Consider the following 24,100-nt stretch of genomic DNA (forward strand, 5'->3'; position numbering starts at 1 on the left):
GCAGCCTTTCTCGTCGCCGTCGCAGCTGCGCCGATGGCGATGGCGTCCCCGTCTGCACCAAGGCACCCCAGGCCAAATGGATGACACCGGCACAGATGAAAGGCCGCGTCGCCAGGATGGGCTATCGCGACGTCAAGGTGTTCCAGGTGTCCGGCAGCTGCTACGAGATCTACGCCCACACGAAGGACGGCAAGCGCGCCGAGGTCTATTTTAATCCGGTGAACGGCGCCATCGTTCAGAACAACGTCGACTAACGATGGAACACTTCGCTCCAGCGGCCTCATCCCGAGACCCTGCCCGCAGCCGCGACAGGGTCAAGGTCTGGGACCCGATCGTCCGCATCTTCCACTGGACCGTGGCGGGAGGCGTCATCGCCAACCTGACATTTCTTCGGCACGAGGAGACACCGCATATCTATGTCGGCTACGTTGTCGTCACGGCGCTGGCGATCCGGCTGATCTGGGGTGTTATCGGCCGGCGTCACGCGCGGTTCGCCAGCTTCGTGCCAGGCCCGTTCGTGTTGCTGCGCTATTTTCGCGCGATGGCTGCCCGGCGCGAGCCGCGCTACATCGGGCACAACCCGGCCGGGGGCGCAATGATCGTCGTCCTCCTTGTCCTGCTGGCGACGGTGGGGACCAGCGGATGGATGATGGGGCTCGACCAATTCTGGGGTGTGGGCTGGGTCGAGACGTTGCACGAAACCGCCGCCAATGTTCTGATCGGCGCGGTAGCCCTGCATGTCATCGGTGCGATCGTCGAGAGCGTGCGGCACCGGGAAAACCTGCCGCTGGCGATGGTCACTGGCTACAAACGTGCACCAACGGGGACCGACATCGACCATGCGCCTGCTGCTGATTGAAGACAACGCCCGGCTTGGCAGCCTGGTTCGGGACGGCCTAATCCCGCAGGGTTTCGCGGTCGATTGGGTCGAGACCGTCGAGGACGCCGAGCTGGCGATGAAGGTGGCGACATATGACCTGCTACTGGTCGACCTTGGCTTACCCGATGGAGACGGCTTGGACATCGTCCGCCGTTCCCGCCGGGACAAGAATGCGACGCCGATCCTTGTCCTGACCGCGCGAGGTGGCCTCGACGATCGCGTCACCGGACTCGACGCGGGCGCCGACGACTATCTGGTGAAGCCGTTCCAGATTCCCGAGCTCGCGGCGCGGTGTCGTGCCCTGCTGCGACGACCCGGGGCGTCGCTCGGCACCCGGCTCGCCGCGGGCAACGTCGTGCTCGATTGTGCCTCACGGTCGGCCGAGGTGGGCGGCGTCGCGATCGACGCGACGCCGCGTGAAATCAACCTGCTCGAAGTTCTGCTCCGCCGCGCCGGACACGTCGTCGCCAAGCCGGCGCTTGAGAATACGCTATATGCTATGGACGCCGAGGTAACGCCCAATGCGTTGGAAGCGGCAGTATCGCGGCTGCGCAAGCGCCTGACCGCCGTCGGGGCGGACGTGCAGGTCCGCACCGTGCACGGCGTCGGCTATGCGCTGTTCGCGCCGAGCGTATCTGGTGAATAAGATGGACGCAGTTCGGCCAAGGCGACGGTCCCCTACGCTGTTCCGACAGATTGCGGCGCGTCTGGCGGCGTTCACGCTGCTGTTCGCAGCACTCGACGTCGGGATCGTCGTGTTCACCTACAGTCGCCAGCCCGAATCGCTTGCGCAGGAATTGCTGACGCTTGAAGCGACGAAGGCTCAGGCAGGCGGCGTGCTGTCGCCCGACCTGCTAACCGGACCGCCGGGGGCCGAATCCTGGTCCGCGCGATATGTCGAACCGGGATCACCCGAGCTCCGGCGGGTGGGTCAGACCGGGATCGACGGTGCGTCGACCCTGGTCGACTGGACGCGACGCGAACATACCCCCGCGGCTATCGGATATCGGGCGTCCGCGCGATCGACCGCGGCAGCGAGCGGCGTTGGCTGGCGATGCAGTTCGAAGGCGACGGCATCCGCCCCTATGTGCCGGTGATCGTGAACGAGATCATTCAGCACGTGATGTTGCCGCTGATCCCGCTGTCGCTGTTGCTGTTGCTGTTCAACGTCTTCGCCGTCCGCCGCGTGCTCCAACCCCTTCGCAATGCCGAGCGAGAGGTGGACGCGCTGGAACCCGACAACACCCTGCTTCGCCTTTCGGAGCCGAGTGAGCCTCGAGAGGTCAATACGCTCGTCAGCGCCGTCAATCGGGCGCTCGGCCGGCTCGATGCAGCGATGGCGACCCTGCGGGAGTTCACTGCCAACGCCGCTCATGAGCTGCGCACACCGTTGTCGATCATGCAGCTATCGCTCGACCGGCTTCCGGCAGGCAAGCAGCGGGACGAACTGCGAGCCGACGCGCGGCACCTGACCCGCCTCGTCGAACAGATGCTCGATCTTGCCCAGGCCGACGCGCTGGCCATCGATGGTCACGTGGCCATCGATCTCGCCGACATCGGTCGAGAGGTAGTGGCCGCGATGGCGCCAAAGGTGTTCGCGGCGCAGCGTGATCTACGTTTCGAGAGCTTCGGCGACACCGCGGCGATCGGGCACCCGGAAGCGATCTTCCGCATCTATCGCAACCTGATCGACAATGCGCTGTCACACGCGCCCGGCGTCACGCCCATCGACGTAAGCGCGGGACCCGGTCCACAGCTGACGGTCCGTGACTACGGGCCGGGGATTGCAGAGGTCGATCTTCCGCACGTGTTTGACCGCTTCTGGCGCAAGGATCGCCGCAGCTCTACCGGAGCGGGCCTAGGCCTTGGCATCGTGCAACGGTTGACCGAAGCGCATGGTGGAACGGTCAGCGTCGAAAACGCGACAGGCGGGGGTGCTTCGTTTCGCGTCCGACTCGAGGTCTAGACTTGAAATTACGGGAGCCATCGCTTTCGTCAGCTGTTCGTCAGGCCCGTGCCGCAACGCACCTGGCGTAGCTACATCGCTCCATCATCCCTGCACTGCTGTCCGGAGCCAAATACAATCCAATTCCCGCCCACTCGGCGGCTCACCGAGTTCGACATACTTTAGGATAGCCAATGACGACCGACGCCATCGATCACGCGCCAGGAGAACATCATCTCGTCCACCGTACAGGCTGGCTTCGCGCAGCGGTGCTCGGTGCCAACGACGGAATCATTTCTGTTTCAAGCCTGATCGTCGGTGTCGCAGCCGCGCCAGGCTCGACTGCGAGCACAGTCCTTGTTGCGGGGGTAGCAGCATTGGTCGGGGGTGCACTGGCGATGGCGGCGGGCGAATATGTTTCGGTCAGTTCGCAGGCGGATACCGAGAACGCTGACCTTGCGCGGGAATCGGCCGAGTTGGAACGTTCGCCCGTGACCGAAACGCGGGAACTGGCCGCAATCTATGAAGGGCGTGGCGTCGAGCCGTCGCTAGCGATTCAGGTGGCCGAACAGATGATGGCACATGACGCTCTGGGAGCGCATCGCCGTGATGAGCTTGGCCTTGCTGACGACGGCGCATCGCAGCCGATGCAGGCCGCGGTATCCTCGGCCTTGGCATTTGCCGCCGGCGCGATCCTACCCGTGATCGCTGCATTAGCACCGCGTAGCGCTGTGCTTTATGCGGTACCAGCAACGGCATTGGTGCTGCTTGGCGTGCTGGGTGCGCTTGGAGCGAAGGCGGGCGGCGCCCCGATCGGGCGCGCCATGATCCGGGTGGTTTTACTGGGTGTCCTTGCGATGGGGATGACGGCCCTTATTGGGGCTTTCACCGGGGCGGTGGTTTAAAAGCTTTTCGTTGCCCGCGGCGATGCGACACTAGTCCGCACCGCTACGTCCCGAAAACGAGTAAGCAAACGCATCGCCACCCACGCCTATGGTCAGCCCCCCCCTTTCGCAAAGCTGATCGTATCCGGCACCACGCTAATTTGTTGCCGAAGTTTCCCGAAGCCTCCACCGTAACTGTCTTTGGCCGTGAAGCGACGGGGCACTCACAGCGCACACCAACCGCCAGAAAAACGACCGGTTTTCTGGCGATTGCTGTTTTTGCCTCGTCCCCCTGCCTTGTGGTCGGAATACCCGTTGCGGAAACCACCAGCACATTGCAGGGTGTCAGATATCTTTTCTGGCAGGGTGGCGATGCTCATCGGATATGTGAGGGTGTCCAAGGCTGACGGATCGCAGACGCTGGCACCGCAGCGCGATGCGCTGCTCGCCGCAGGCGTCGATGCCTCGCGCATTTATGAGGATCTCGCGTCGGGTCGTCATGATGCACGTCCCGGCCTGACTGCCTGTCTCAAGGCATTGCAGCCCGGCAATACACTGGTGCTCTGGAAACTGGATCGCCTCGGACGCGACCTGAGGCATTTGGTCATCACCGCCGAGGCGCTGCGTGAGCGCGGCATTGGGTTGAAGGTGCTGACCGGCGCCGGCGCGCAGATTGACACCACCACCGCCAACGGCCGCCTGGCCTTTGGCATCTTCGCCGCTTTTGCAGAGTTCGAGCGCGAGTTGATCGCCGAGCGCACACAGGCCGGCCTTGCCGCGGCACGCGCGCGGGGGCGCATGGGAGGGCGACCCCGCAAGATGGACAAGGCAACGCTGGCGATAGCGATGGCCGCCATGTCCGATCGCAACGCGATCGCAGCCGATGTCGCGCGCCGTCTCGGGATGACGACGACGACACTCTATATGTACGTGAACGGTGACGGCACGCCCAAGGCGCCGGGCCAGGCACTGCTCGACGGTGTGCCATACCGCAAAGAACGGCTGCAAGCCGCGTGATAGATCACGCCGCGCCTCAGCGATCAGGCATATCGTCGAGCAGGCGAGGCGATCACGTCGTGTTCAATCGACCGGGCCGAGATCGCAGCCGGCGTCAGCGCTGCGGGGACGCATACTCCCCGGCGCGGCTTGCCCGTCAGCCGCTGGGGTCGCGCCAGGACCATCAGATTCATCACCGCCGCGCCGATCAGGAACTCTTCTTCCGCTCCGCGGATACCGCGCAGGTGAAGCCGCCTCATGCCATGCTTACCCTTGGCGTCAGCGAAGAACCGTTCAACCCCGCGCCGCAACCGCATAGACCGCTTGTAGAGCCCGGTTTCCACTTCGGCTCTGGCAAGATCGCGGACGTCCTCATCGTCCAGCCGAACCAGGGTACGACGCCGCGCCGTCGTGCATTTCTTCCGAAGCACGCACGCCTCGCAGTCACGCGCATCGGCTGCATAACGGTGTACGCCGGTGGGCAGATGGAAGGCATGATGTCGGAGCGGCTTTCCGGTCGGACAGGTAAAGCTGTCAATGTCACGATCATAGCTGAAGGCCGTTCGCGGCAGCTTGCCCTTGGTCTGTTGCGTACGGTCGATTACCGGAATGTGCGGGATTGCGCCGTGATCCCTTACGAAGCCGAGGAAGTTGGCGCTGCCATAGGCTTTGTCGGCCGCAACCCGCTTGGGACGATAATCAAAGCGATCGGCCGATCGCTCGAGCATGACGCGCCCCGCATCAACTTCCTCCGCGAACCGAGCCGGTGTCGCCTTCACATCGAGAGCGACGCCACTCGGGGTGTCGACCAGCGCATTCAGGGCGTAGCCGAACCGGCCACGCACCGTTCGCGCCGACCAAGCCGCGGCAGGGTCCGTTCGAGAGACGCCTTGGCAGCTTTTCGAGCGCGCCATTTCAAAGACGGCATCTCCAGTGTCGTGCACCCACTCCCTAACCGCGCGCGACGCGTTGGCGACATACGGCAGGTAGCCAGGAACGGTCTTGCGCTGCCAGCTCGCATCAGCCGCTATGAACGATGCATCGATCGCGGCGTCTTTTCCGCCAATCAGTCCTTCACTGATGCAGCGTCGGACCGTGCTTTCGAACAGGATCCGGAACACGTCGGCATCGCGGAAACGACCGTGCCGGTTCTTGCTGAACGTCGAGTGGTGCGGAACCTTGTCTCCCGGCGCGAGACGGCAGAACCAGCGATAGGCCAGATTGTAGCGCAGCTCCTCACACAGGCGCCGTTCGGACGTGATCGCGTAAATGCGGCCGACCAAGGCCATGCGGATGAGGAGTTCGGGATCGATCGATGGCCGTCCCCTTGCGCTGTAGTGACCGGCCAGTGCCTGTCTCAACTCGCCGATGTCGAGACATCGATCGACGCGACGCAGCAGGTGGTCTGCGGGCAACATGGCTTCTATGGTGCGGCGGGACGCCCCTTCCCGCTTACCGCGACAGGCTGGTCCCATCATAGCGACGCTCCTTTCGGCAGGGGTGAAACGAAGGAGCAACCCGGCATGTCCGGCATTTTTCAACAGGCCCGATCGTTTGAGAGACACTCGGGCGAGCTGGTTGTGAACGGTCGCCGAAAGCACGAACGCTTCGCGGCAGCGAGGCAAACGGTCGCCGAAAGCACGAACTTTCGCGATCTATCGACCCTCCACAGGGGCGCGCTGGCGATAATCCGCCCCATCTTCGTGCTTTCGGCGACCGAGCGGCGCGGTTGGGGATCGCAGGTCGCATGACCGACGCGGCATCCAGCCAGGGCGACCTGTTCGCGCTCGACAGCCCTTTGCTGACCGGGGTTCGTGGCGAGCGGTCGCTGATGGCCTTCCCCTTTTTCGCGCTGAGCAAAGGTAGGTGGACCAAGCCACTCGCCTACAAGACCGAAACGGTTTCGATCGAGATCGTCGCGACTGCCAAGGGTGTGGCGACAATCTACGACAAGGAGATCCTACTATACATCGCGAGCCTGATGGTAGCGAAACTGGACGCCGGTATGGAGGTTTCCCAAGACTTCTATTTCACGGCACATGATCTTTTCCGCGTCACCGGCGTCAACGGCTCGGCCCGCTCCTACACTCGCCTGTCAGATGCGCTTGAGCGGCTCCAAGGCACACAGATCAAGACGAACATCGAGGCCGGGGGCGAGGGCCAGGCCGGTTTCTTCTCGTGGCTGTCAGAAGCCCAGCTCACCTACACCAAGACCAGGACCGGCGATAAGCGACTGAAGGCCGTCAAGGTCCGGCTTTGCGACTGGCTTTACAGGGCGATCCAGCGTGACCGGAGGGTACTCGATTATGCCCCGAGCTATTTCCAGCTCGGCCCGATCGAGCGCCGGCTTTACGAGGTCGCGCGATCGGCCTGCACGGATGGGCCGATCGACGTAGACCTCGAAGAGCTGCGGTTGCAGCTCGGCTATCAAAGCTCGCTCAAGCATTTCCGGTATGAGTTGAAGCGCATTGCCGACGACAGCACCATCCCCGGCTTCACGTTCGACTTGGTTGAGACACCAACTTCAACCGTGAAAGGCCGTTCTCGGCGAAATGCCGGCGCAGGGCGCGTCAAGATTACTCCCAGACCACTTCTACCGAGCGCCTGATCCGGATTACTATTTGGACCGCGAATCAAGCGATCAGGGGTCGGTACACAGAACGGACCCAGATATACGCTAAGGTTTTGCCGTGCCTTCGACGGCGCGCATCTGGCGAAGCGGTCTGAGCGCGGTGGATGGCGCATCGGGATCGGTCCAGAGGTAATCGCCGGTGAGATTGATATGCTGCCAACCGAGCGGTGATAGGTGTTGCAGCAGGTCCGGCGGGACCGGCCGGCCGAGGTTGGCGAGATGCATCCGGGCGGCTTGCAGGTAGGTCGTGTTCCACAGGACGATGGCACCGGCGACGAGGTTCAGCGCGCTCGCCCGATGGCTTTGGGCTTGCAGCGCATGATCGCGGATACGGCCGATGCGATGGAAGAAGATGGCGCGTTTCAGGGCATTTTCCGCTTCTCCCTTGTTGAGTTCGCGGGTGGCGCGGCGACGCTGTTCGGGCTGCTCGATCCAGTCGAGCGTGAACAGGGTACGCTCGACGCGACCGATCTCGCGCAACGCCAGTGCCAGGCCGTTGGCGCGTGGATAGGAGCCGAGCCGTTCCAGCATGATCGAGGCGCTGACGACGCCTGTGCGGATCGAGGTTCCCAGTCGCAGCACGTCGTCCCAGTGTGCCTCGATCAGACCTTCGTCGATGCGGCCCGCGACCAGCGGCGCAATATCGGGGCCGGGTTCGATGCCGTTAAACAGGTGCAAACGGCGTGCGGCGATATTCGGGATACGCGGCGCGAACCGGAACCCAAGCAGATGACATAGCGCGAACACATGGTCGGAGACGCCCCCGCCATCGACGTGATGCTCTTCGATGTGCAGATCGGCGCCGTGGTGGAGCAGCCCGTCGAGCACCTGTGCCGCCTCGCTCGCCGAAGCGGAGATAACTGTGGAATGGAACGGCGCGTAGCGATCCGAGACGTGGCTGTAAAAGGAGACAGCCGGCTCTGTCCCCTTGTGCGGATTGACTGCGCCGGTTGCCTGGGCGCGGCGGTCGAGCGGAAAGTTCTGACCGTCTGAGCTGGACGAGGTGCCGGACCCGAACAGCGCGGCCAGCGGCGCGGTGTGTTGGGCGTCGACAAGCCGGGCGAGCGCGCGACCGTAGGTTTCCTCGCGCAGATGCCACGAGGCGAGCCAACCGAGTTGGCGCTGGGTCACGAGATTGCAGGCTTCCGCCATGCGCGTATGGCCCAGATTGGTGGCATCGGCGAGCACCGCCGTGAGGATCGCACGTGGTTCATCCGCGGCACGGCCACTTTGCAGATGCGTGAAGCACTGGCTGAACCCGGTCCATCGATCGACTTCGGCAAGAAGGTCGGTGATGCGGATCGCGGGCAGATGCGCATAGAGCGGCGCAAGGGCGGTATCGGATTCCTCGGGAGTAATCGCCTTCAAGGGCGAAATCCGCAGCCTGCCCAAGCTGAGCTGCACGTCTTCCAGCGCGTCCGTCTCCGCCTTTCGCTCGACCTCGGCCAATCGACGGGCGAGGCGGGCGCGTCGTTCGGCCAGCCAGATATCGGCCGTATCCGGTGCCGGTATCGGCAAGGGGCCGGCCGCGCGCATGTTGGCGAATACGGGGCAGGAATGAGTTGCTGCTCGACAGCACGATAGCGTCGGCTTCCCTCGACCCACATGTCGCCGGCGCGAAGCCGGTCGCGAAGCTCGACCAGCACGCACAATTCATAGATCCTGCGATCGGGAATGCCGGTGCCGATCGCCCGACGCCAAGCTTGCCGGATGAAGCCGACTGGCGTGCCTGCAGGCAATTTGCGCAGATGACCAAAATGAAGGTCGCGCATGATCGCGACCGCTCGCGCGAGCGCATGGCAGGCTGGCACCGCCCCGAATGTGAACGAGGCGATGAACGAGGGACCGACCTGTCGGAGGACGGGGTAATTGGTCGCGGCGACCGCGACGGGATCGACCGAATCGGGGCGGATCAGCTTGCGGGCTTCATCGACCTCGCGGCCGAGATCATTCCATCCGATCGCTGCCTCGACCGCAGCGCCGATATCGCCACCTGATATCTTGGCGGCGAGCAAGGCAGCGCCGAGTTGGGCAAGCAGCCGGATTTTGCCGTTGATGGTGCGCCGGTTGCGCTTGAGTGTCGTGTCCGCGCTGTTCTGTTCGCGCCGGAACATCTGCCCAAGCAGGCGATCGAACATCAGCACCGCATCGTCGGTGAGGGTAACGATGGTTTCGAGGATGGTCGCCACCAATGTGGCGCGACGCCGCGTCGCTTGCAGCGTCCGAACATGTTGCGCGGTCAGCCGCACGCCTTCCTGGCACAGGCGTCGGAGGCGCTCGGGATGGACGCCTACGGCGATATCCGGATCGATCCCGATGGCCCGAAGCAGTGTCAGTCGCTCGATGATGGCGGCGAATGTCTTTCGGCCGGGCTTGCCGGGTGACTGCCGCACCCAGGCCAGATCGCTCAAGTTCGTGCCTGTGTGGGCAGGAGAAGCGCATCGAGCAGCCGGCGCTGTCGAGCATCGAGTCCTCGGGTCAGATGCTCGGCGACATGGCGTTCGGCATCGAGCAACGCCTGTGCGACCATCCGCTCGACCGAACTGATGCCCGGCACAATGATGCGCCGTCGCCGGCACTCATCCAGCATCACGCGCGCCAGCCTAGCCCCGCTGGTCGTCGTCAGCGCGATCGGCAGGAGCCATTCCTGCAACGTCGTTCGCAGCGGCCGACTGAGCGGCATGAAGCCGAATGCATCGCGCAGTGCATCGAGCTGTTCGTACCGGGTCGGGCCGCGCGTCGCGTAGTCGGCCAGCACCTCGGGTCCGACCTGCAATTGCTCTGCGACGAACGCGAGCGGCGTATCAGGGATCAGTTCACCGGGTCGCAGGAAACGGCCAGGATAGCGCAGCGCGCAAAGCTGGATCGCGAAACCCAGCCGGTTATGCGGTCGCCTCCGGCGGACGATGATGGCCAAGTCGTCCCGGCTCAATGTCCAGTGCTGGACGAGCAGGGTTTCGTCGTCGGGAAGCGCGAGCAACGCCGCGCGTTGCTCGTCCGACAGGACGGCGCGACGCGGCATCGGCTTAGACCTTGGCCGGTGCGGTCCAGCCGATCCGGGCAAGCGTGCCGAGAAGGGTCGAACGCGGCACCTTGAAGGTCCGGCAGACGGACGCCTTGCTGGCCCCGCCATCCAGCGCGGCGGTGATCCGCTCGAGCGTTTCGGCGTCGATCATCGGCGGGCGGCCACCTTGGCGTCCCCGGCGTTTGGCAGCAGCCAGTCCCGCCATCACCCGTTCGCGCGTGAGCGCACGCTCATATTGTGCCAATGCACCGAACAGCGAGAACAGCAATTCGCCGTGCGGCGTGGTCGTATCCATCTGCTCGGTCAGCGACCGGAACGCGATGCCGCGCGCCTTCAGATCGGTGACGATCGTCAGCAGGTGCGGCAGCGAGCGTCCGAGCCGGTCGAGCTTCCACACGATCAGTGTGTCGCCCGCGTTCAGATAGTCGAGGCAGGCTTTCAGGCCTGGTCGGTCGTCGCGCGCGCCGGATGCCTTGTCGGTATGGAGATGCCGATGATCGACCCCGGTTGCGACGAGCGCGTCCCGCTGGAGATCGACCGTTTGGCGGTCATCGGTCGTTGACACCCGCATATATCCGACCAGCATGTACGACAAACCCTCGAAAGCATGTTTTCGAACACCCTATCAAAGCGACAGGGTTTGTCGATCGTTATGGGCTGAGGCGGGTATGGTTCGGCAAAAGCGCAGGTCCGGAGCGTCGCCTATCACCTGTTTGCCGTCACGCGTCTGCTGTCCGTATGGACGCAAGTAGAAGGCACGCTGATGCCGCAAGAAGCACCAGGTCCTTCAACAGGAACTGTCCGGTTCCGGCCGAAATCGCCGGGAACCCGCCAGCGGTCGGCTCGGCGACGCCAGGCGTGCTCAGGAAAAACGTCAGTGTCACGGCATAAGTCAGGCATGACATCGCCGCGCCGAGAGCGGAGGCCGTCTTGTTGAAAGCACCGATAATCAGCGCAGCGGCCGTCGCGAGCTCGACGGTGCCTATAAAATAGCTTCCACCCTGCACCCCAAAAACGGCCGGAATCCAGCTCATGATCGGACTGTTCTTCATCAATGGCGCGATGCCCATCGCTTCATAGCTCGTGAATTTCATGCAACCGAACCAGAGAAAGATGACCACCAGCGCCCAGCGCAGCAACGCGAGAGACCCGCGAGAGCCGGTCGTCTTTTCAGCTATGTGTAATGTCGAAAACATGGTGCCTCGCTTTCATCATGGCGCATGACCTGCCTTCATGCTTAGACAGGCGTGATATATGCGCTGCGCATACACTATACGCCGTCAATGAATGAGGCAACCCTTTGAACGTACTCTCGGACCGGCTCGTCAATCTGTTCGGCGCCCTCGCAGTGGGCATCACCGATCGAATTAAGAAGGCGGCATTCGACCCGACGATACCCGGCGGTGGCGAAACCACCGCGGCGATCGTCGTCATCGGTCACGCGACCGGTCTTTCGATCGACGAATTAGGACGGGTGCTAGGCTTGTCCCACGCGGGGACGGTGCGGCTTGTCGATCGATTGGTTGCAGCCGGGTTCGCCGTTCGATCCAAAGCGCTACGGGACCGTCGTGCAGTAGCGCTGATGCTCACTGAGGCAGGCGAGACTCGCCTATCTGCGATCCTGCAACGAAGAAACGAGACTTTATCCGAAATCCTTAGCCATGTCTCGAATGCTGACCGCCTCGTGCTGGAACGTATTGCCGAGACAATACTTGCGCAGATGTCTGACGACGCTGTCTCGGCGCTGACGATATGCCGGCTCTGCGACGAGAGGCGATGCTACAACTGTCCGATGGATGCCTTTGGAATGCTGGAGTCGTCGACGCATAGAGTCGACCCATAAGTGCGCGCAGAGACGCTTAGCGTATATCTGTGCCCGTTCTATGTCCTGACCCCGATCAGACGCTTTTCCGATCGGTCGCCGAAAGCACGAACTCTGGTCGCCGAAAGCACGAATTCCGGTCGCCAAAAGCACGAATGGCCGGGATGACGGTCGCCGAAAGCACGAACTTTTCCGGGCCTCGGTCGCCGAAAGCACGAATAGTAGCGGTTTCCCGGCTCCGCTGATTTCGCCACAAATACTGTTGAGCTGATCGCATCGCGTGATCGGCCAGTCAGGGAGCGGCCGTGACCACATAAACGAATGCCCGGCACGAAGGCCGGGCACCCTGGAACGTGATGAGCGATGCTTGGCGGCATCGATCGGGACGTAAGACACCCTCTCATACCTGTTCCCGAACCTTGGTTCAAGGGAGCGCGCTTCGCGCCACGCTTTAGTTTTGCCTGGTCCCGGCCCTACGAAGGGGACGGAAGATGGGAGCTGTTACCCTCGCGAAAGCGAGCTTCATGGCGCTCGACCGCATCGAGCGGGCGCGGCCGAGATCGCGATCGGGCGCGGCAAACCCGACCCGCGCGCATGTTCACCCGAACAGCCGAAAGGCCGGCACGTTCGAGGATGACTTCTTCTACAGCTACGCCAAGGGCGAGACCGATCGGCTCTACAAGAAGGCCGTGGAGCTGCTGAAGCGCAAGAACGCGATCCGTCGCCTTGCCCGCTCCGAAGGGCGGCAGCTCACCGATGACGAACGGCTTGTCACGCTGATAACCCCCGCAGCGGTCCGCGTGTTCGAGCAGCTTACCAATCTTGCCCGCAACTGCGCCGGCAAGGTGTTCCCGACGTGGGAATGGATCGAGACGCACACCGGCCTCTCTCGCGCGAGCGTCGGACGCGGCCTGTCGATCCTCGCCAAGATGGGCTTGCTCGACAAGCAGCGCCGGTGCGTGCCGATCGATCCTCCCGCCGATCGCCCGAAGGCTCGCAACGCACAGACGTCCAACGTCTATCGGATGAGCTTTCCCAACCGGCTCGCTCGCTTCCTTCCGCGCTTTCTCCGGCCCGTCCCCCTCCCGGATGACGTGGTGCAGCGCGAGGCCGACCGTATTGAGCAGATTGAGGAAATGCGCCTTTGGCGCTCCCCCCGTCAGGTTGTCGCCGAGGAGATCGAGGACGCCGGCTTGCGGCAGGTGCTGGACCGCCTTGCCATCGCGATTGAGGAGCAAGAGTCTCAAAAAAATGGTCAACCGCTCCTAGATTCATATGTTCTAGGGACCAATGGAGTTGGCCTAGTCGGCCAACGCCCTGACGCCTAACGGCGAGACAATCCTAGCCCAACCGTAATCACACAACCGCCAACCTCAGCACCTCGCCGAGCCGTCGGACGCGCCGCTTCGCGTCGCGATGCTCCCGAGAGGAGCAAGCGTTTACCGTCGCGCTCAATTTGTCGCCTTCGTGCCTGGTGCAGCCGTTTTTCGTCCATCAACGCGACCGTAGCGTCAGTCTCCAGCGCCGGGTCCGCGATCAGAGCCGGCGTCTTCTCTCTCGAGCGTTTTCCAATCCCCTGTTCTCCGGAGGCCGTGGCGAGCTGGTCGACCATCATCATGTGACGCCGCGATCCACATCCAGGCCGGCGAGATCCCCGCGCGAGTTCCAAGGCCGGTCCCTTCCGGCGGCTATCCCTGAAACGATGGGAAAATGGGCGCTGGCCGCCTTCTACGATCAAGCAAATAACCGGCTGTGCCTACGGTTTCCGCTATGCGGACCCTCCGTTTTTTTGCTTGATCGCGACGTCTGCACTCCCCTTCGATTCCCATCAGGAATGAGCCTGATCGCTCGAAAGGACAGGACCATGCAGAACATTGCGGAGTTTCGGATCATCGGCCGGGTCGGGAAGATCACGGAGCATGACAAGGTGGCGAAGGTGAACGTCGCTGCCAACTACAACCGCCAGGAGAATGGCGAGTGGATGACGGACACGCACTGGAATGAGGTGACGCTGTTCGGCAAGCTGATCGAGCGCGCCACCAAGGCGCAGAAGGGCGATCTGGTCCACATCACCGGTCGCGTCCGCCAGAACTCCTACGACACCGCTGAAGGCCGGCGCTACACGGTCGAGCTGATTGCCGACGGCTTTGCTGTTCTCGCCAAGGGATCGGAGGACCGAGACTAGGCGCTGCCGGGGCCGCCTACCGGCGGCCCCTCTCGCCGGCGTAGCTCCAGCTCTACCGCCTCGCGCACGAAATCAGCCTGACTCTCGCCATCGCGGAGGACGGTCTTGATCCGATCGAGCGTGCCTTTGGGAAAGCGCCCCATCGTCTTATCCTCCATCGGAGGGCGACCGACTGACCGGATATTGCTAGACGTCATGCAATGCCCTAATTACCGATACCGCATATTGACGGGATTAGCGGTATCGTATATTACAGGTTCGGCCTTTCATCAAGGCAGTGTCGGAGGCGAAGGCCATGTGGGATAATCTGCTGACGATCGGACTGTTCGTCCTGATCGCTTGGGCCGTCCTCCGCGGTGGTGGTGGATCGAGGCCGCGCATCTGGAGCGGTGACACCCCCGATGAAGAGGCGCGCCGCAATACGCGGACGGACTCCAACTATTGCGGTTACGAGCACTGGACCAACAATTCCGACCGAGGCTGGTAAGGCGTGAAGACCATTGCCATCAACGTCGAGAAGGGCGGCGCCGGCAAGACGATGATCGCCTGCCATCTGGCATGGGTTCTCGCCGACGCCGGCCATCGCGTGCTGTTCCTCGACCTCGATCGACAGTGCAACGCGACCGACGCGCTCGCAGATTTCGAGAGCTTGGGACGTGCAAGCCGCTGTTCGAGCCGAACTATGTGCCACCGGCCACCTTTCCGCGCCTCGCGATCTACTCTAATCGGATGGGTGGAGAGTACGACGCCGATTACCCCCGCGCGCTCTCTGCGCTGAACGCCAATTTCCCGGCGCTCGATTCTTATTTCGATTTTTGCGTCATCGACACGCCCCCCTCTTGGTCCTGGATTAATTTCGCCGCGCTCTTGGTGTGCAACCACCTGATCGTTCCGGTCGAGCTTGGACCGTTTGGGCCGGCAGCGACCAAGCAGGTTTCGGATTCGATCCAGACGGTGAACCAGCGTCGGAAAACGCCGATCCATGTCGTCGGGCTCGTGCCGAACCGGGTTCGGGCGAACGATACTCACCAGATGAAGATGCTTGCTGCGATCAAGGAAAAGATCGGGCGAAACCTATTCACCAACTACCTTCCCGAGCGGGCTCACTACAGCCAGGCCATTCAGGAGCATGTGCCGGTGTGGCGGTTCGACAAGGACGTGCGGACTTCGCTTCCGCCAATGCGTGCATTTCTCGAGGAAGCCATGACCCGGATCGGGAGCCATAAATGACCGACTTCTCCGGTTTCGACGTTTTCAGCGAGAAAGCAGCGGTGGCGGATGCCGATCGCGTTCAGCTTCTCGACCCTGAGCTGGTCTATCCCGATCCCGAGAACGTCCGCAGCGAGATCGATCCGGCCAAGATCGATGAAATGGCGGACACGATCAAAGAGCGCGGTCAGCTCCAACCGATCACTGTTGCCCCGAAAGATGCGGAGGGCCGCTATCGCATCATGTTCGGTGAGCGGCGCTGGCGGGCGTGCCAGAAGCTGGGCGTGCAGGTCCGCGCGATCGTCAGTAAGACGGATGACGTTGAGCAGGTGCGGATCGATCAGTTCATCGAGAACGACCAGCGCGAGGATCTGTCGACGGCCGACATGATCCGGTTCGTTACCGGCCAGGTCGAGAAAGGGCGCTCGCTCGCCGAGCTGGCGCGAGCGACGGGCCGCAACCGCACGTTGCTGACTCGCTATCAGGGGCTCGCAAAGGCGCCCGACTACATCGCCGCGCTGTTCGCCGACATATCGATGCGGAGCGCGGTCGCACTCGTCCAGGCTGCGAAGACTGACGACGCGGCAACTCGTGCCTTTGTCGCCAACACCGCGGCAGAGGATATGACGGTGCTGGCGTGCGAGCGGTTCGCGCGCGAGGTAGGGGCGAAGAAATCGGCGCCCAAGTCCAACACGTCGAGCCAAGCGGAGGCACCCGCGCGCCCTGCCGTGGATGATACGGCGGCGACCGACGCGGGCGAGATGACGCCGACGACAGACGCGATCCGAGACGAGGAAGCCGGTCGGGCGCTGGACGAGACGCCCGTGCCAGAAGGCGCGACGCCGACAGACAGTGCCTCGCCCGAAACCCCCGCCCCTGCACCCCGCTCGCCGGCCAAGCCGAGGACGGCTAAACAGAAGGTCGAGCGGCCGACGATCGAGATCGAGGGCAAGCGCGCAATGATTGTGGAGGCGTGGTTGCACTTCGAGGATGAGGCGGAGCCGCGCATGGTGAGCTGGCGCTGATCGCGCCGGTTGAACGGAGAGCGCCGGCAGCGGCCGTCGCTCGCGCTCAAGCCCAATCCTTCCTTCCGCGACTTCATCACTTTCAGTCGGATTGGGTGTGCCACTGGCACACTTGAAGGCTGATTTTGGTGGAAAATGTTTGATGGCAGGATAGGTGTTGCTGCGTTTTCTGTATTACATTACCTTCCGGCTATGTCGCTCGCGCCGCAGCCTTCATCCCCCACCAAGGGTTCAGCGATGTTGACGGCGCGCGTTGATCGCGAGCTGCTTGCCGCGTTCGACGCCGTGGCAGAGGCAGGGAGGGCGCAGCGCGCTCCTGCGCACCGTGCTTCAGCAATCGTTGAAGCACGTGGCCGACGCTCCCCGGATCGCCCCCCGCGCCGACAGCGCGGGAAATCGCGTGTCGCTGACCTTCACGGACGTCGAAACGGCTGTCCTCGATCACCGGGCGGCCGAGCGGGGCGTCGATCGCGCCGGATGGATCAAGGCGCTGGTGCGCCGGCACATCGCCTTGAAGGCCGGCGTCGACGATGGACTTCGCGACGCAGTGGCGCCGATCCGGATGCAGCTCCAGCGCATCGGCCGGAACCTCAATCAGGCGATGAAGGCCGGCAACGCGGCGATGATGGCGGACAGCGGCTTGCAGATCGACCGCGAGCTGCGTCGCATCGCGGACATGCGCGAGGAGATCAACGAGCAGATCGAGGCGCTGGCGGCCGTGCTGCGCGGCGAAACCGCCTTCTGGGAGGTCGCCGACTAATGCCGTTCGGGACCGCGAGGATGAGCTTTGGGAGGCGATGAAGCCCAGCTTCAAGCCACGTCTCGTCAGCGATCCGAATTTGAAATACGCGCGGCACCTGGTCAACGGCACCGGGCCGTTCGCTACGCGGACGCCGGCGACGTCGCACGTTAGAGGGGATGCCCGGGCGACGCTCGCGCGAGTCGTGCGGCGCACCCCCGAGGTGCTGGTCAAGGTGACGGGTCGAAAGAAGGGTGCCAAGCATCTCGCCGCCCATCTCGATTACATCGGCCGCCACGGCGACATTCCCCTTGAAACGCGCGACGGGGAGCAGATCGCAACGAAGGAAGACGCGCAGCGGATCGCCGACGAATGGTCGGACCCGCTTTATTGGCGGCAGGGCACGACCGTTTCGGCCGTGGCGATGGTGTTCTCGATGCCGGCAGGAACCGACCCCGAGACGGTGAAGCAAGCCGTGCGCGAGGCGGCCGAGCGCATGATCGGCGACAACCACGACTATCTGATGGCGCTCCACACCGACACGCCCCGGCCGCATGTTCACCTGTCGGTCCAAGCCGAAGGAGTCGACCGCAAGCGGTTCGATCCGAGGCGCGAGGATCTGTTCCGCTTCCGGGAGGCGTTTGCCGAGGCGCTGCGTAGCCGCGGCATCGAGGCCGAGGCGACGCCGCGCTACACGCGCGGCCAGGGGAGGGCCGGCACCAGCATGGCACTGACGCAGTTGCGCGCGCGGATACGCAGCGGCGCTTCCCGTCAGCCGACCGAGGCCGATCTACGTCAGGCACGAGAAGCCATGCAGATCGCGCTTGGCAAGGCGCAGCAGCCCGCGTTCGTGTCGAAGACGCGCGCGCGTTGGCAGGACACCAAGCGGCGCTATGAGGTCGCGGCCGAACGGCTCGATCGCAGCGCCGATCGCGAGGACCGCAAGCTGGCCCGCGACGTGCGCCAATTCATACAGGAGCGCGGGAGCATCGAAACGGTGCCCGACCGGATGTTGCGCGAGGCGGAAACCCGCGTCCGAGAGGCACAGGAGCGGACCCGGACCCGCCCGTCGCCGGATCAAGGTGCGCCACGTGGCACACCCCCGCCGCCAAGCCGCAGGCGGTAATCATCGAGCCGCTTTCCCGATTGGGATGGTATTTCGGGATTATGGAAGTAGATCGGTTAGCCGGTTCCACCTGAGACATCAGGAGCCACTTTGGGGTCCGGGTCCTGCGCCTTGCCGGTCGCGGGTGCCACCTTCTGGCTCGGCATAGCGGTGAGATAAGCAACGATCGCATCGACGTCCTTCTCGGCCACTGGCGCCTTATACACCTCACGCATCTTGGTGACGGTCGCCTTCCACTGATCCGCCGATAGCGCAGGCTGGGTCAGCGCCATGCTGGCTGAGTGGCACGAGGTGCAATTGGCATTGATGACGTCGGCGTGCGGACCGTCGGGGTAGGTCGCGTCGTCGGCCGGCAGGTCGACGCTGGTCGAGGCAAGCGAGAAGCCGCGCGCTGACACGCTGGCGGCCGGTGCCGGCTCAGACATCTCGGAGATCGGAACGGGCGCCTTGCGGCTGCTCGGCGCGCCGATCGAGACGAGGATGATGCCGGTCAGGCCGATCAGGCCAGCAGCCATCATGCCGGGAGACGGAGTCTTCATGATTTGCTCGCTCCTCAGGCCGCGATGATGGTGGTGGTTTCAATGTTGCCGCGCATGAACCCGCCGGGATTCCAGATCGGCTTCATCGGCTGAGCGACACCGTTGGTGTTCCAGCAGCGCACCATGATGGGGTTAGGCCCGCGTCTCAGCGGCACCCGCCCGTCCCAGCGCCGGAAGCTGTACCTGCCCTCGTCCGCTCCGAGCGTCGTCCTGTACCAGGTGCGGCCACCGTCCGACGACACATCGACCTTGGCGACGCCGCAATCGCCGCCCATTGCGATGCCGCCGACCGGGATCGACGCTTCATAGGCGATCGCCTGACCATCGGGCAGGCTGGTCATCCAGCTACGCGGGATCATGCGATTGATCGGTACGGTCGGGAAGTCCTTGGCACCGGGCGCGACATTCGCGCCGGGTGTCGCGGGGATCTTGTAGGCCTTGGCCATCCAATACTGGTCGTCAGGGCCGGGCAGTACCTCGATCGCGTTCAGCATCTTGACCCAATAGGTCGAGTACCAGCCCGGCACGATCAGCCGGCAGGGAAAGCCGTTGAGGAGCGGCAGTTGCTCGCCGTTCATGCCGAAGGCGATCATGACCTCGCCGTCGCGGGCATGGTCGATGTCGAGTGCCTTCTCGAAGTCAGGAGCGCCCGCCACGACCGGCTGATCGAGAGCGCCGAAGCGCACCTGCACCGCGCCTGCCTTGACCCCGGCGAGGTCGAGCACGTCGCGCAGGCGAACGCCGAGCCACTTGGCGTTGCCCATCGCGCCATTGCCCCATTGCGCGCCGGCGACGCGCGGCTGGAACAGCCCGCGGCTGTTGCCCGAGCACTGGTTCACCGCCGCCATCTCGACCCGTGGAAGGCGCAGCAGCTGAGCGAGGCTGATCGACAGCGGCCGATTGACGTGGCCGAAGACGTTGAGGCGGAAACTTTCGACGTCGATCGAGGTCGGTATGTCGGCCCAGTGCCAGCGGACGAAGAACTGGTCGTTGGGCGTGAACACCGACTTGTCGAAGACCTCCATCGGCGTCTCCAGCAAGGGTGGATGGACGCGCTGGAGGATCATGCTGCCCTTGCCGGGAAAGGCGCTGGTCATCGGCCGCTCGGCATTGCCGCCGGGCAGCTTCAGGTCGACGAGCTGCTGCGCCAGTGCCGGCGCGGCGGCAAGGCCGGCGGTGCCGAGCGCGGCATGGCTGAGGAAGCGGCGACGGCTGGTCTCACTCGCCAGCCCGGCGTCGAAATTGTCCATGACAAGGCTCTCCTGTGGCCAGTCACGCTGGCGGATCAAAGGGGCATTCTGCAAGTGATCGGACCGGCTGATCCGATCATCATGGCGGATCAGTTCGGGGTGGCGATGCAGGGCGAGACGAACAGGTTGCCCCGCCATGCACCGGCTAGCGTCTTGGCACCGACCAGCAGCCACATCGCCGCGAGCGCAACCGTCAGCACCGTGCCGACGATACCGAAAAACATAAGGTTCAGCGTCGTGCCGAGGCGGAAGGTGGCGACGGTGTAGACGCCGAGCGGGAAGGTGTAGCCCCACCAGCCGAGGTTGAACGGCACGCCCGCGCGCCAGTAGCGGATGGTGATAAGCGTCGCGAGCGCCAGCCACCACAGGCCGAAACCCCAAAGGCAGAGCCCGGCGACAACGCCGATCCCCTGCGCGACGGTGCCGACGCCGGCTAGCCCGTGCGCGGTGAGGATCGCCGGCGCATCCGCGCCGAGCACCAGCATGCCCAGAGCACCCGTGCCGATCGGCCCCAGCGCCAGCCAGGAAGATGCCGCCATGCTTTCATGCGGCAACTTGTGGAGTGCCATGCGCAGGATGAGGATGGCGAGGATGCCAAACGCGACCGGCACCGAATAGGCCCACAGCACATAGGAGGTCGCGAGCGTCACTATCTGCGCGTGGGGATCGGTTAGATGCGGCGCGAGCAGCCCGCCGCTGGCGCCCGCCACTTCGGCAGCGACGACCGGCAGCAGCCATACGGCGGTCATGCCGTCCAGGCTGTGCTCGTGGCGGGTAAACATCAGGTAGGGGATCAGCACGCCGCAGGCGAGCGACATGGCGACGTCGATCCACCACAGGACGTGTGCGACCGGCACAATGCCATCCCCGAACCGCGCGATGCCGAAGGCGAGGCAACCGTTAATGATTGTCGCCAATCCCATTGGGATGGTCCCGATAAACATCGACACGGTGTTGTGCCCGAAGATGCGCCTCGCCTCGTGCCCGAACATGGTCCAGCGCGCGCCATAGAGACCGGCGAACAGCGCGAAGAGCGCGATGTTGAAGAACCACAACACCTCGCCAACCGGCTTTAGCGAGGGGCCGATGCCGGGCACCTGCGGCAGCGCGAGCGCGAGGATGCCCGTGCCCATCGTCGCGGCGAACCAGTTGGGCGTGAACTGGCGGATCATCTCGCGGGGGTGATCGAGCCGGCTGAGCGGCTTGAAGCCGCTTAGAACGGAGTGCGTGTCGGCAGTCATGCGACCTGCTCCTTGATAAGGTCCGTCAGCGCGTCGGCCGCGCGGGTGCGATAGCGTTCCTTGTGGCGCAGCGCGTGGAAGGCGCGGTCGGGCAGCCCGAGCGGCAGCTCGACCAGATCGCCGGCCTTGAGCGCGCGTGCGACGACCAATCGCGACAAGACGGCAACGCCGGCACCAGCCTCGACCGCGGTACGCACGGCCTCGTTGGACGGCAGCGTCATCGCGACGGTCAGCTGGGCCGGATCAAACCCGCGCGTTCGCAGTACGTCCTCGAAGGTCGAGCGCGTGCCCGAACCCTGCTCGCGGACGATCCAGCGTGCAGCGCGAAGCCAGTCCTCGTCGACGCGCCCGGCGTCCTCGCGGCCGACCAGCACCATCGGGTCACGCCCGACATTCCAGTGGGCGAGCGCCGGTTCGTCCACCTCGCCCTCCACGAAACCGAGCTCCGCCGCGCCGCTCAGGACCTGCGCTGCCGCACCTTCGGTGTTGTCGATCGCCAGTTCGACCGCGATCTGCGGGTGGCGTTCGTGGAAGGCGGCGAGCTTTGCCGGCAACCAGTAGCTCGCGATCGTCTGGCTTGCGACGATCCGCAACGAACCACGGGCAAGCCCGGCATAGTCCGCCAGCATCGTCTCGGCATGCGCTGCCCGCCCCAGCACCGCGCGCGCTTCCTCCAGAAAGCCGCGGCCTGCTTCGGTCAGCTGGATGCCACGCCCGACACGGTGAAACAGAGGTATCCCGTAGCGCGCTTCGAGGGCCGCGACCGCGCCGGAGGCAGCAGACTGCGTGACATTCAGCGCTTCCGCTGCCTTGGTGACGTGTTCGCGCTCGGCGACACCGACGAAGATTCTGAGCTGCTCCAGGGTCATGCAGCTTATATCGCGCAATCTGATCGATACGACCAACCGTTTGATCTGTTTATTCCAATCTGGATATCGGAATGATCGGCAGCCTTTCGTCTGTGATGGTCTCCAAGACGTGAAGCAATACGCGCATGCGGCGCGTTTGATCGTCCATGACCGATATGATCGAGCGCAGTTCCGATCCCTACAACGCCGAGCCAATGCCAGGTGCGTTGATCGAGCGGTTCCTGACGCCGCAGGCGCTGTTCTACGTGCGCAGCCACGGGGCGGTGCCCGACCTGCCCGCTGATCATCGGATCGAGGTGAGCGGGAGGGGCATGGCGAGCCGCTTCTTATCGGTGGAGGAACTGAAGAACGCGTTTGCCACACGCACGGTGACGGCGGTGCTCCAGTGCGCCGGCAACCGGCGCACGGATCTCCAGCAGGTCGCCAAGACCTCCGGCGACCCGTGGGACGTTGGCGCGATCGGCAATGCGCAGTGGACCGGCGTACGACTGTCCGACGTGCTGGATGCCGTCGGTGCGCCGGATGCGTCCGACCTGTTCGTAGCATTCACCGGCGCGGACGAGGTGGACGTCGAAGGCGAGGAAGCATTGTTCGGGGTCTCGATCGCCATGGACAAGGCGCGGCAACCCGACGTCCTCATTGCCTGGGCGATGAATGGCGAGCCGCTGACGCCCGAACACGGCGCACCGCTCCGCATGGTGATACCGGGCTATGCCGGGGTGCGAAGCGCCAAATGGCTGACACGGATCGAGGTGCGCGACACGCCATCCGACGCACCGATCCAGGCACACGACTACAAGCTCTTTCCTGCCGATGTGACGAGCAACACCGTCGACTGGAGCCAGGGTCTGACCATCAATGCCATGCCGCTCAACGCCGCGATCTGTGCGCCCGGCTCTGGCGAAAGCCTGCCGGCCGGGGAGGTGCGGATCGAGGGTTATGCCATCGCCTATGATCGCCGCATCTCGCGCGTCGAGGTGTCGGTAAACGGTGGTCGCGACTGGCAACAGGCGACTTTTGCCGATGATCCGGAGACCCATTGGGGTTGGCGACGCTGGACCCTCGACGCCACGCTCGCCAAGGGTCGCCAGCACCTCGTCGTGCGCGCCTTCGACGAGGCTGGACAGGGACAGCCCGAACGGCCGGACACGATGTGGAACTTCGCCGGCTATCTGTGCACCGCCTGGCATCACGTGCACGTGCTGGTCGAATGATCGAAGCGTCAGCGGCATCGGACATCGGCTTCTGGATCGATGCGATCGGGCGGCTGGTGGTGGCGACTGCGGCCGGGATGGTACTTGGTTGGGAACGCTCGCGCGAGAACCGGCAGATCATGGGCTTGCGGACACTGGGTCTGGTCGGTCTGGCGAGCTGCATCGCCGTGCAGGCGATCGTGCATAGTGGCTTGCCGAACGTGAACGCCGATGCCGCAGGACGGGCGATGCAGGGCATTCTGTCCGGCGTCGGCTTCATCGGTGCCGGCGCGGTGCTGCGGGTCGGTCAGGGTCAGGAAGTGCATGGACTGGCGACCGCCGCGTGCATCTGGGTCACCGCCACCATCGGCGCGGCAGCAGGGTTGGCGGTGTGGCCGCTCATCATCGGCGGGTTGAGCCTTGCGATGCTCGTACTGTTCGTGGGCGCTCCGCTCGAACGCCGCATCCGCGAGCGGGCCAGGCTGACGCCAGCCGAGGCCGACAGGAAGGACGCCGAACGAAAGCCGTGATCGCGCTGGA

Annotated in this window: 29 protein-coding genes and 1 pseudogene; 20 read left to right on the forward strand and 10 right to left on the reverse strand. The window is 64.1% G+C overall.

Annotated features, from left to right (window positions below; translation table 11 throughout):
* Positions 1-80 precede the first annotated feature (80 nt).
* The 6 genes from A7E77_RS18510 (at position 81) to A7E77_RS16010 (ending at position 3,730) form a co-directional block, all read left to right on the forward strand.
* Positions 81-254: a PepSY domain-containing protein gene (locus tag A7E77_RS18510; protein WP_318842613.1), complete on the forward strand. Its 174-nt coding sequence runs from the start codon at positions 81-83 to the stop codon at positions 252-254.
* Between the two features lie 2 nt (positions 255-256).
* Positions 257-859: a cytochrome b/b6 domain-containing protein gene (locus tag A7E77_RS15995; RefSeq protein WP_063690178.1), complete on the forward strand. Its 603-nt coding sequence runs from the start codon at positions 257-259 to the stop codon at positions 857-859.
* On the forward strand, positions 840-1,526 hold the full coding sequence (locus tag A7E77_RS16000; protein ID WP_063690107.1) for a response regulator transcription factor: 687 nt from the start codon (positions 840-842) through the stop codon (positions 1,524-1,526). Before A7E77_RS15995 ends, A7E77_RS16000 begins: the two co-directional genes overlap by 20 nt.
* Before the next feature lies 1 nt (position 1,527).
* On the forward strand, positions 1,528-1,977 hold the full coding sequence (locus tag A7E77_RS18330) for a hypothetical protein (RefSeq protein WP_226341916.1): 450 nt from the start codon (positions 1,528-1,530) through the stop codon (positions 1,975-1,977).
* Positions 1,935-2,846: a sensor histidine kinase gene (locus tag A7E77_RS16005; protein ID WP_226341917.1), complete on the forward strand. Its 912-nt coding sequence runs from the start codon at positions 1,935-1,937 to the stop codon at positions 2,844-2,846. The genes A7E77_RS18330 and A7E77_RS16005 overlap by 43 nt, the downstream gene beginning before the upstream one ends.
* A 173-nt stretch (positions 2,847-3,019) precedes the next feature.
* Positions 3,020-3,730 (forward strand): VIT family protein, encoded by a 711-nt coding sequence (locus tag A7E77_RS16010; protein WP_038069674.1) that lies wholly within the window; start codon positions 3,020-3,022, stop codon positions 3,728-3,730.
* A 203-nt stretch (positions 3,731-3,933) separates the two neighbouring features.
* Here the strand turns inward: A7E77_RS16010 and A7E77_RS18090 are convergent, their stop codons facing one another.
* Positions 3,934-4,089, reverse strand: a complete 156-nt coding sequence (locus A7E77_RS18090) for a hypothetical protein (RefSeq protein WP_192930052.1) — start codon at positions 4,087-4,089, stop codon at positions 3,934-3,936.
* On the opposite strand from A7E77_RS18090, the gene A7E77_RS16015 reads away from it, so the two are divergent.
* Positions 4,082-4,726, forward strand: coding sequence for a recombinase family protein (locus tag A7E77_RS16015; protein WP_038069700.1), 645 nt, complete (start codon positions 4,082-4,084; stop codon positions 4,724-4,726). The two genes, A7E77_RS18090 and A7E77_RS16015, sit on opposite strands and share 8 nt — an antisense overlap.
* Positions 4,727-4,749: 23 nt before the next feature.
* Here A7E77_RS16015 and A7E77_RS16020 read toward each other — a convergent pair whose 3' ends face one another.
* On the reverse strand, positions 4,750-6,183 hold the full coding sequence (locus A7E77_RS16020) for a transposase (protein ID WP_226341918.1): 1,434 nt from the start codon (positions 6,181-6,183) through the stop codon (positions 4,750-4,752).
* A 45-nt stretch (positions 6,184-6,228) separates the two neighbouring features.
* On the opposite strand from A7E77_RS16020, the gene A7E77_RS18095 reads away from it, so the two are divergent.
* Together A7E77_RS18095 and A7E77_RS16030 are read left to right on the forward strand one after the other, a co-directional pair.
* Complete coding sequence (locus tag A7E77_RS18095; RefSeq protein ID WP_063690113.1) at positions 6,229-6,456, forward strand: hypothetical protein; 228 nt, start codon at positions 6,229-6,231, stop codon at positions 6,454-6,456.
* A complete protein-coding gene (locus A7E77_RS16030) occupies positions 6,453-7,313 on the forward strand; it encodes a replication initiator protein A (RefSeq protein WP_063690115.1) in 861 nt (286 codons plus the stop codon). Before A7E77_RS18095 ends, A7E77_RS16030 begins: the two co-directional genes overlap by 4 nt.
* Positions 7,314-7,382: 69 nt before the next feature.
* Here the strand turns inward: A7E77_RS16030 and A7E77_RS16035 are convergent.
* From A7E77_RS16035 to A7E77_RS16045, 3 genes and pseudogenes are all read right to left on the reverse strand, one after another.
* A pseudogene (locus A7E77_RS16035) lies at positions 7,383-10,359 on the reverse strand (Tn3-like element ISMpo10 family transposase).
* Between the two features lie 4 nt (positions 10,360-10,363).
* Positions 10,364-10,948, reverse strand: a complete 585-nt coding sequence (locus A7E77_RS16040; RefSeq protein WP_010339849.1) for a recombinase family protein — start codon at positions 10,946-10,948, stop codon at positions 10,364-10,366.
* 133 nt (positions 10,949-11,081) lie between these two features.
* Positions 11,082-11,558, reverse strand: a complete 477-nt coding sequence (locus A7E77_RS16045) for a YkgB family protein (RefSeq protein ID WP_010339850.1) — start codon at positions 11,556-11,558, stop codon at positions 11,082-11,084.
* Between the two features lie 104 nt (positions 11,559-11,662).
* Between A7E77_RS16045 and A7E77_RS16050 the strand changes: the two genes are divergently transcribed.
* From A7E77_RS16050 to A7E77_RS16060, 3 genes are all read left to right on the forward strand, one after another.
* The gene (locus A7E77_RS16050) at positions 11,663-12,205 is read left to right on the forward strand and encodes a MarR family winged helix-turn-helix transcriptional regulator (protein ID WP_010339851.1); all 543 of its coding nucleotides are present in this window, start codon (positions 11,663-11,665) and stop codon (positions 12,203-12,205) included.
* 503 nt (positions 12,206-12,708) lie between these two features.
* Complete coding sequence (locus tag A7E77_RS16055) at positions 12,709-13,512, forward strand: helix-turn-helix domain-containing protein (RefSeq protein ID WP_226341902.1); 804 nt, start codon at positions 12,709-12,711, stop codon at positions 13,510-13,512.
* 536 nt (positions 13,513-14,048) lie between these two features.
* Entirely contained in the window at positions 14,049-14,369 is a 321-nt protein-coding gene (locus tag A7E77_RS16060; protein WP_063690120.1) for a single-stranded DNA-binding protein, read from the forward strand.
* Here the strand turns inward: A7E77_RS16060 and A7E77_RS18100 are convergent.
* Positions 14,366-14,512, reverse strand: coding sequence for a YlcI/YnfO family protein (locus A7E77_RS18100; RefSeq protein WP_192930049.1), 147 nt, complete (start codon positions 14,510-14,512; stop codon positions 14,366-14,368). The two genes, A7E77_RS16060 and A7E77_RS18100, sit on opposite strands and share 4 nt — an antisense overlap.
* A 152-nt stretch (positions 14,513-14,664) precedes the next feature.
* Between A7E77_RS18100 and A7E77_RS16065 the strand changes: the two genes are divergently transcribed.
* From A7E77_RS16065 to A7E77_RS16085, 6 genes are all read left to right on the forward strand, one after another.
* The gene (locus tag A7E77_RS16065; protein ID WP_063690180.1) at positions 14,665-14,856 is read left to right on the forward strand and encodes a hypothetical protein; all 192 of its coding nucleotides are present in this window, start codon (positions 14,665-14,667) and stop codon (positions 14,854-14,856) included.
* Between the two features lie 3 nt (positions 14,857-14,859).
* The gene (locus tag A7E77_RS18335; RefSeq protein WP_226341903.1) at positions 14,860-15,147 is read left to right on the forward strand and encodes a ParA family protein; all 288 of its coding nucleotides are present in this window, start codon (positions 14,860-14,862) and stop codon (positions 15,145-15,147) included.
* Positions 15,099-15,599, forward strand: a complete 501-nt coding sequence (locus A7E77_RS16070) for a ParA family protein (protein ID WP_226341904.1) — start codon at positions 15,099-15,101, stop codon at positions 15,597-15,599. The genes A7E77_RS18335 and A7E77_RS16070 overlap by 49 nt, the downstream gene beginning before the upstream one ends.
* Positions 15,596-16,603, forward strand: a complete 1,008-nt coding sequence (locus tag A7E77_RS16075) for a ParB/RepB/Spo0J family partition protein (protein WP_063690122.1) — start codon at positions 15,596-15,598, stop codon at positions 16,601-16,603. Before A7E77_RS16070 ends, A7E77_RS16075 begins: the two co-directional genes overlap by 4 nt.
* Positions 16,604-16,952: 349 nt before the next feature.
* A complete protein-coding gene (locus A7E77_RS16080; protein ID WP_226341905.1) occupies positions 16,953-17,363 on the forward strand; it encodes a hypothetical protein in 411 nt (136 codons plus the stop codon).
* Between the two features lie 37 nt (positions 17,364-17,400).
* Positions 17,401-18,468: a relaxase/mobilization nuclease domain-containing protein gene (locus A7E77_RS16085; protein WP_063690124.1), complete on the forward strand. Its 1,068-nt coding sequence runs from the start codon at positions 17,401-17,403 to the stop codon at positions 18,466-18,468.
* 56 nt (positions 18,469-18,524) lie between these two features.
* On the opposite strand, the gene A7E77_RS16090 is transcribed toward A7E77_RS16085, so the two are convergent.
* From A7E77_RS16090 to A7E77_RS16105, 4 genes are all read right to left on the reverse strand, one after another.
* Entirely contained in the window at positions 18,525-19,007 is a 483-nt protein-coding gene (locus A7E77_RS16090) for a c-type cytochrome (RefSeq protein WP_007406258.1), read from the reverse strand.
* Between the two features lie 14 nt (positions 19,008-19,021).
* Complete coding sequence (locus A7E77_RS16095; protein ID WP_007406293.1) at positions 19,022-20,257, reverse strand: molybdopterin-dependent oxidoreductase; 1,236 nt, start codon at positions 20,255-20,257, stop codon at positions 19,022-19,024.
* 89 nt (positions 20,258-20,346) lie between these two features.
* Entirely contained in the window at positions 20,347-21,498 is a 1,152-nt protein-coding gene (locus A7E77_RS16100) for a TDT family transporter (protein WP_063690126.1), read from the reverse strand.
* Entirely contained in the window at positions 21,495-22,367 is an 873-nt protein-coding gene (locus A7E77_RS16105) for a LysR family transcriptional regulator (RefSeq protein WP_063690128.1), read from the reverse strand. Before A7E77_RS16105 ends, A7E77_RS16100 begins: the two co-directional genes overlap by 4 nt.
* A 146-nt stretch (positions 22,368-22,513) precedes the next feature.
* Between A7E77_RS16105 and A7E77_RS16110 the strand changes: the two genes are divergently transcribed.
* Entirely contained in the window at positions 22,514-23,581 is a 1,068-nt protein-coding gene (locus A7E77_RS16110) for a molybdopterin-dependent oxidoreductase (protein ID WP_063690130.1), read from the forward strand.
* Entirely contained in the window at positions 23,578-24,090 is a 513-nt protein-coding gene (locus A7E77_RS16115) for an MgtC/SapB family protein (protein ID WP_063690133.1), read from the forward strand. Before A7E77_RS16110 ends, A7E77_RS16115 begins: the two co-directional genes overlap by 4 nt.
* The last annotated feature ends 10 nt before the right edge of the window (positions 24,091-24,100 follow it).

Source organism: Sphingomonas sp. NIC1 (assembly GCF_001638925.1).
GTDB classification, from domain to species: Bacteria; Pseudomonadota; Alphaproteobacteria; order Sphingomonadales; family Sphingomonadaceae; genus Sphingomonas; species Sphingomonas aquatilis.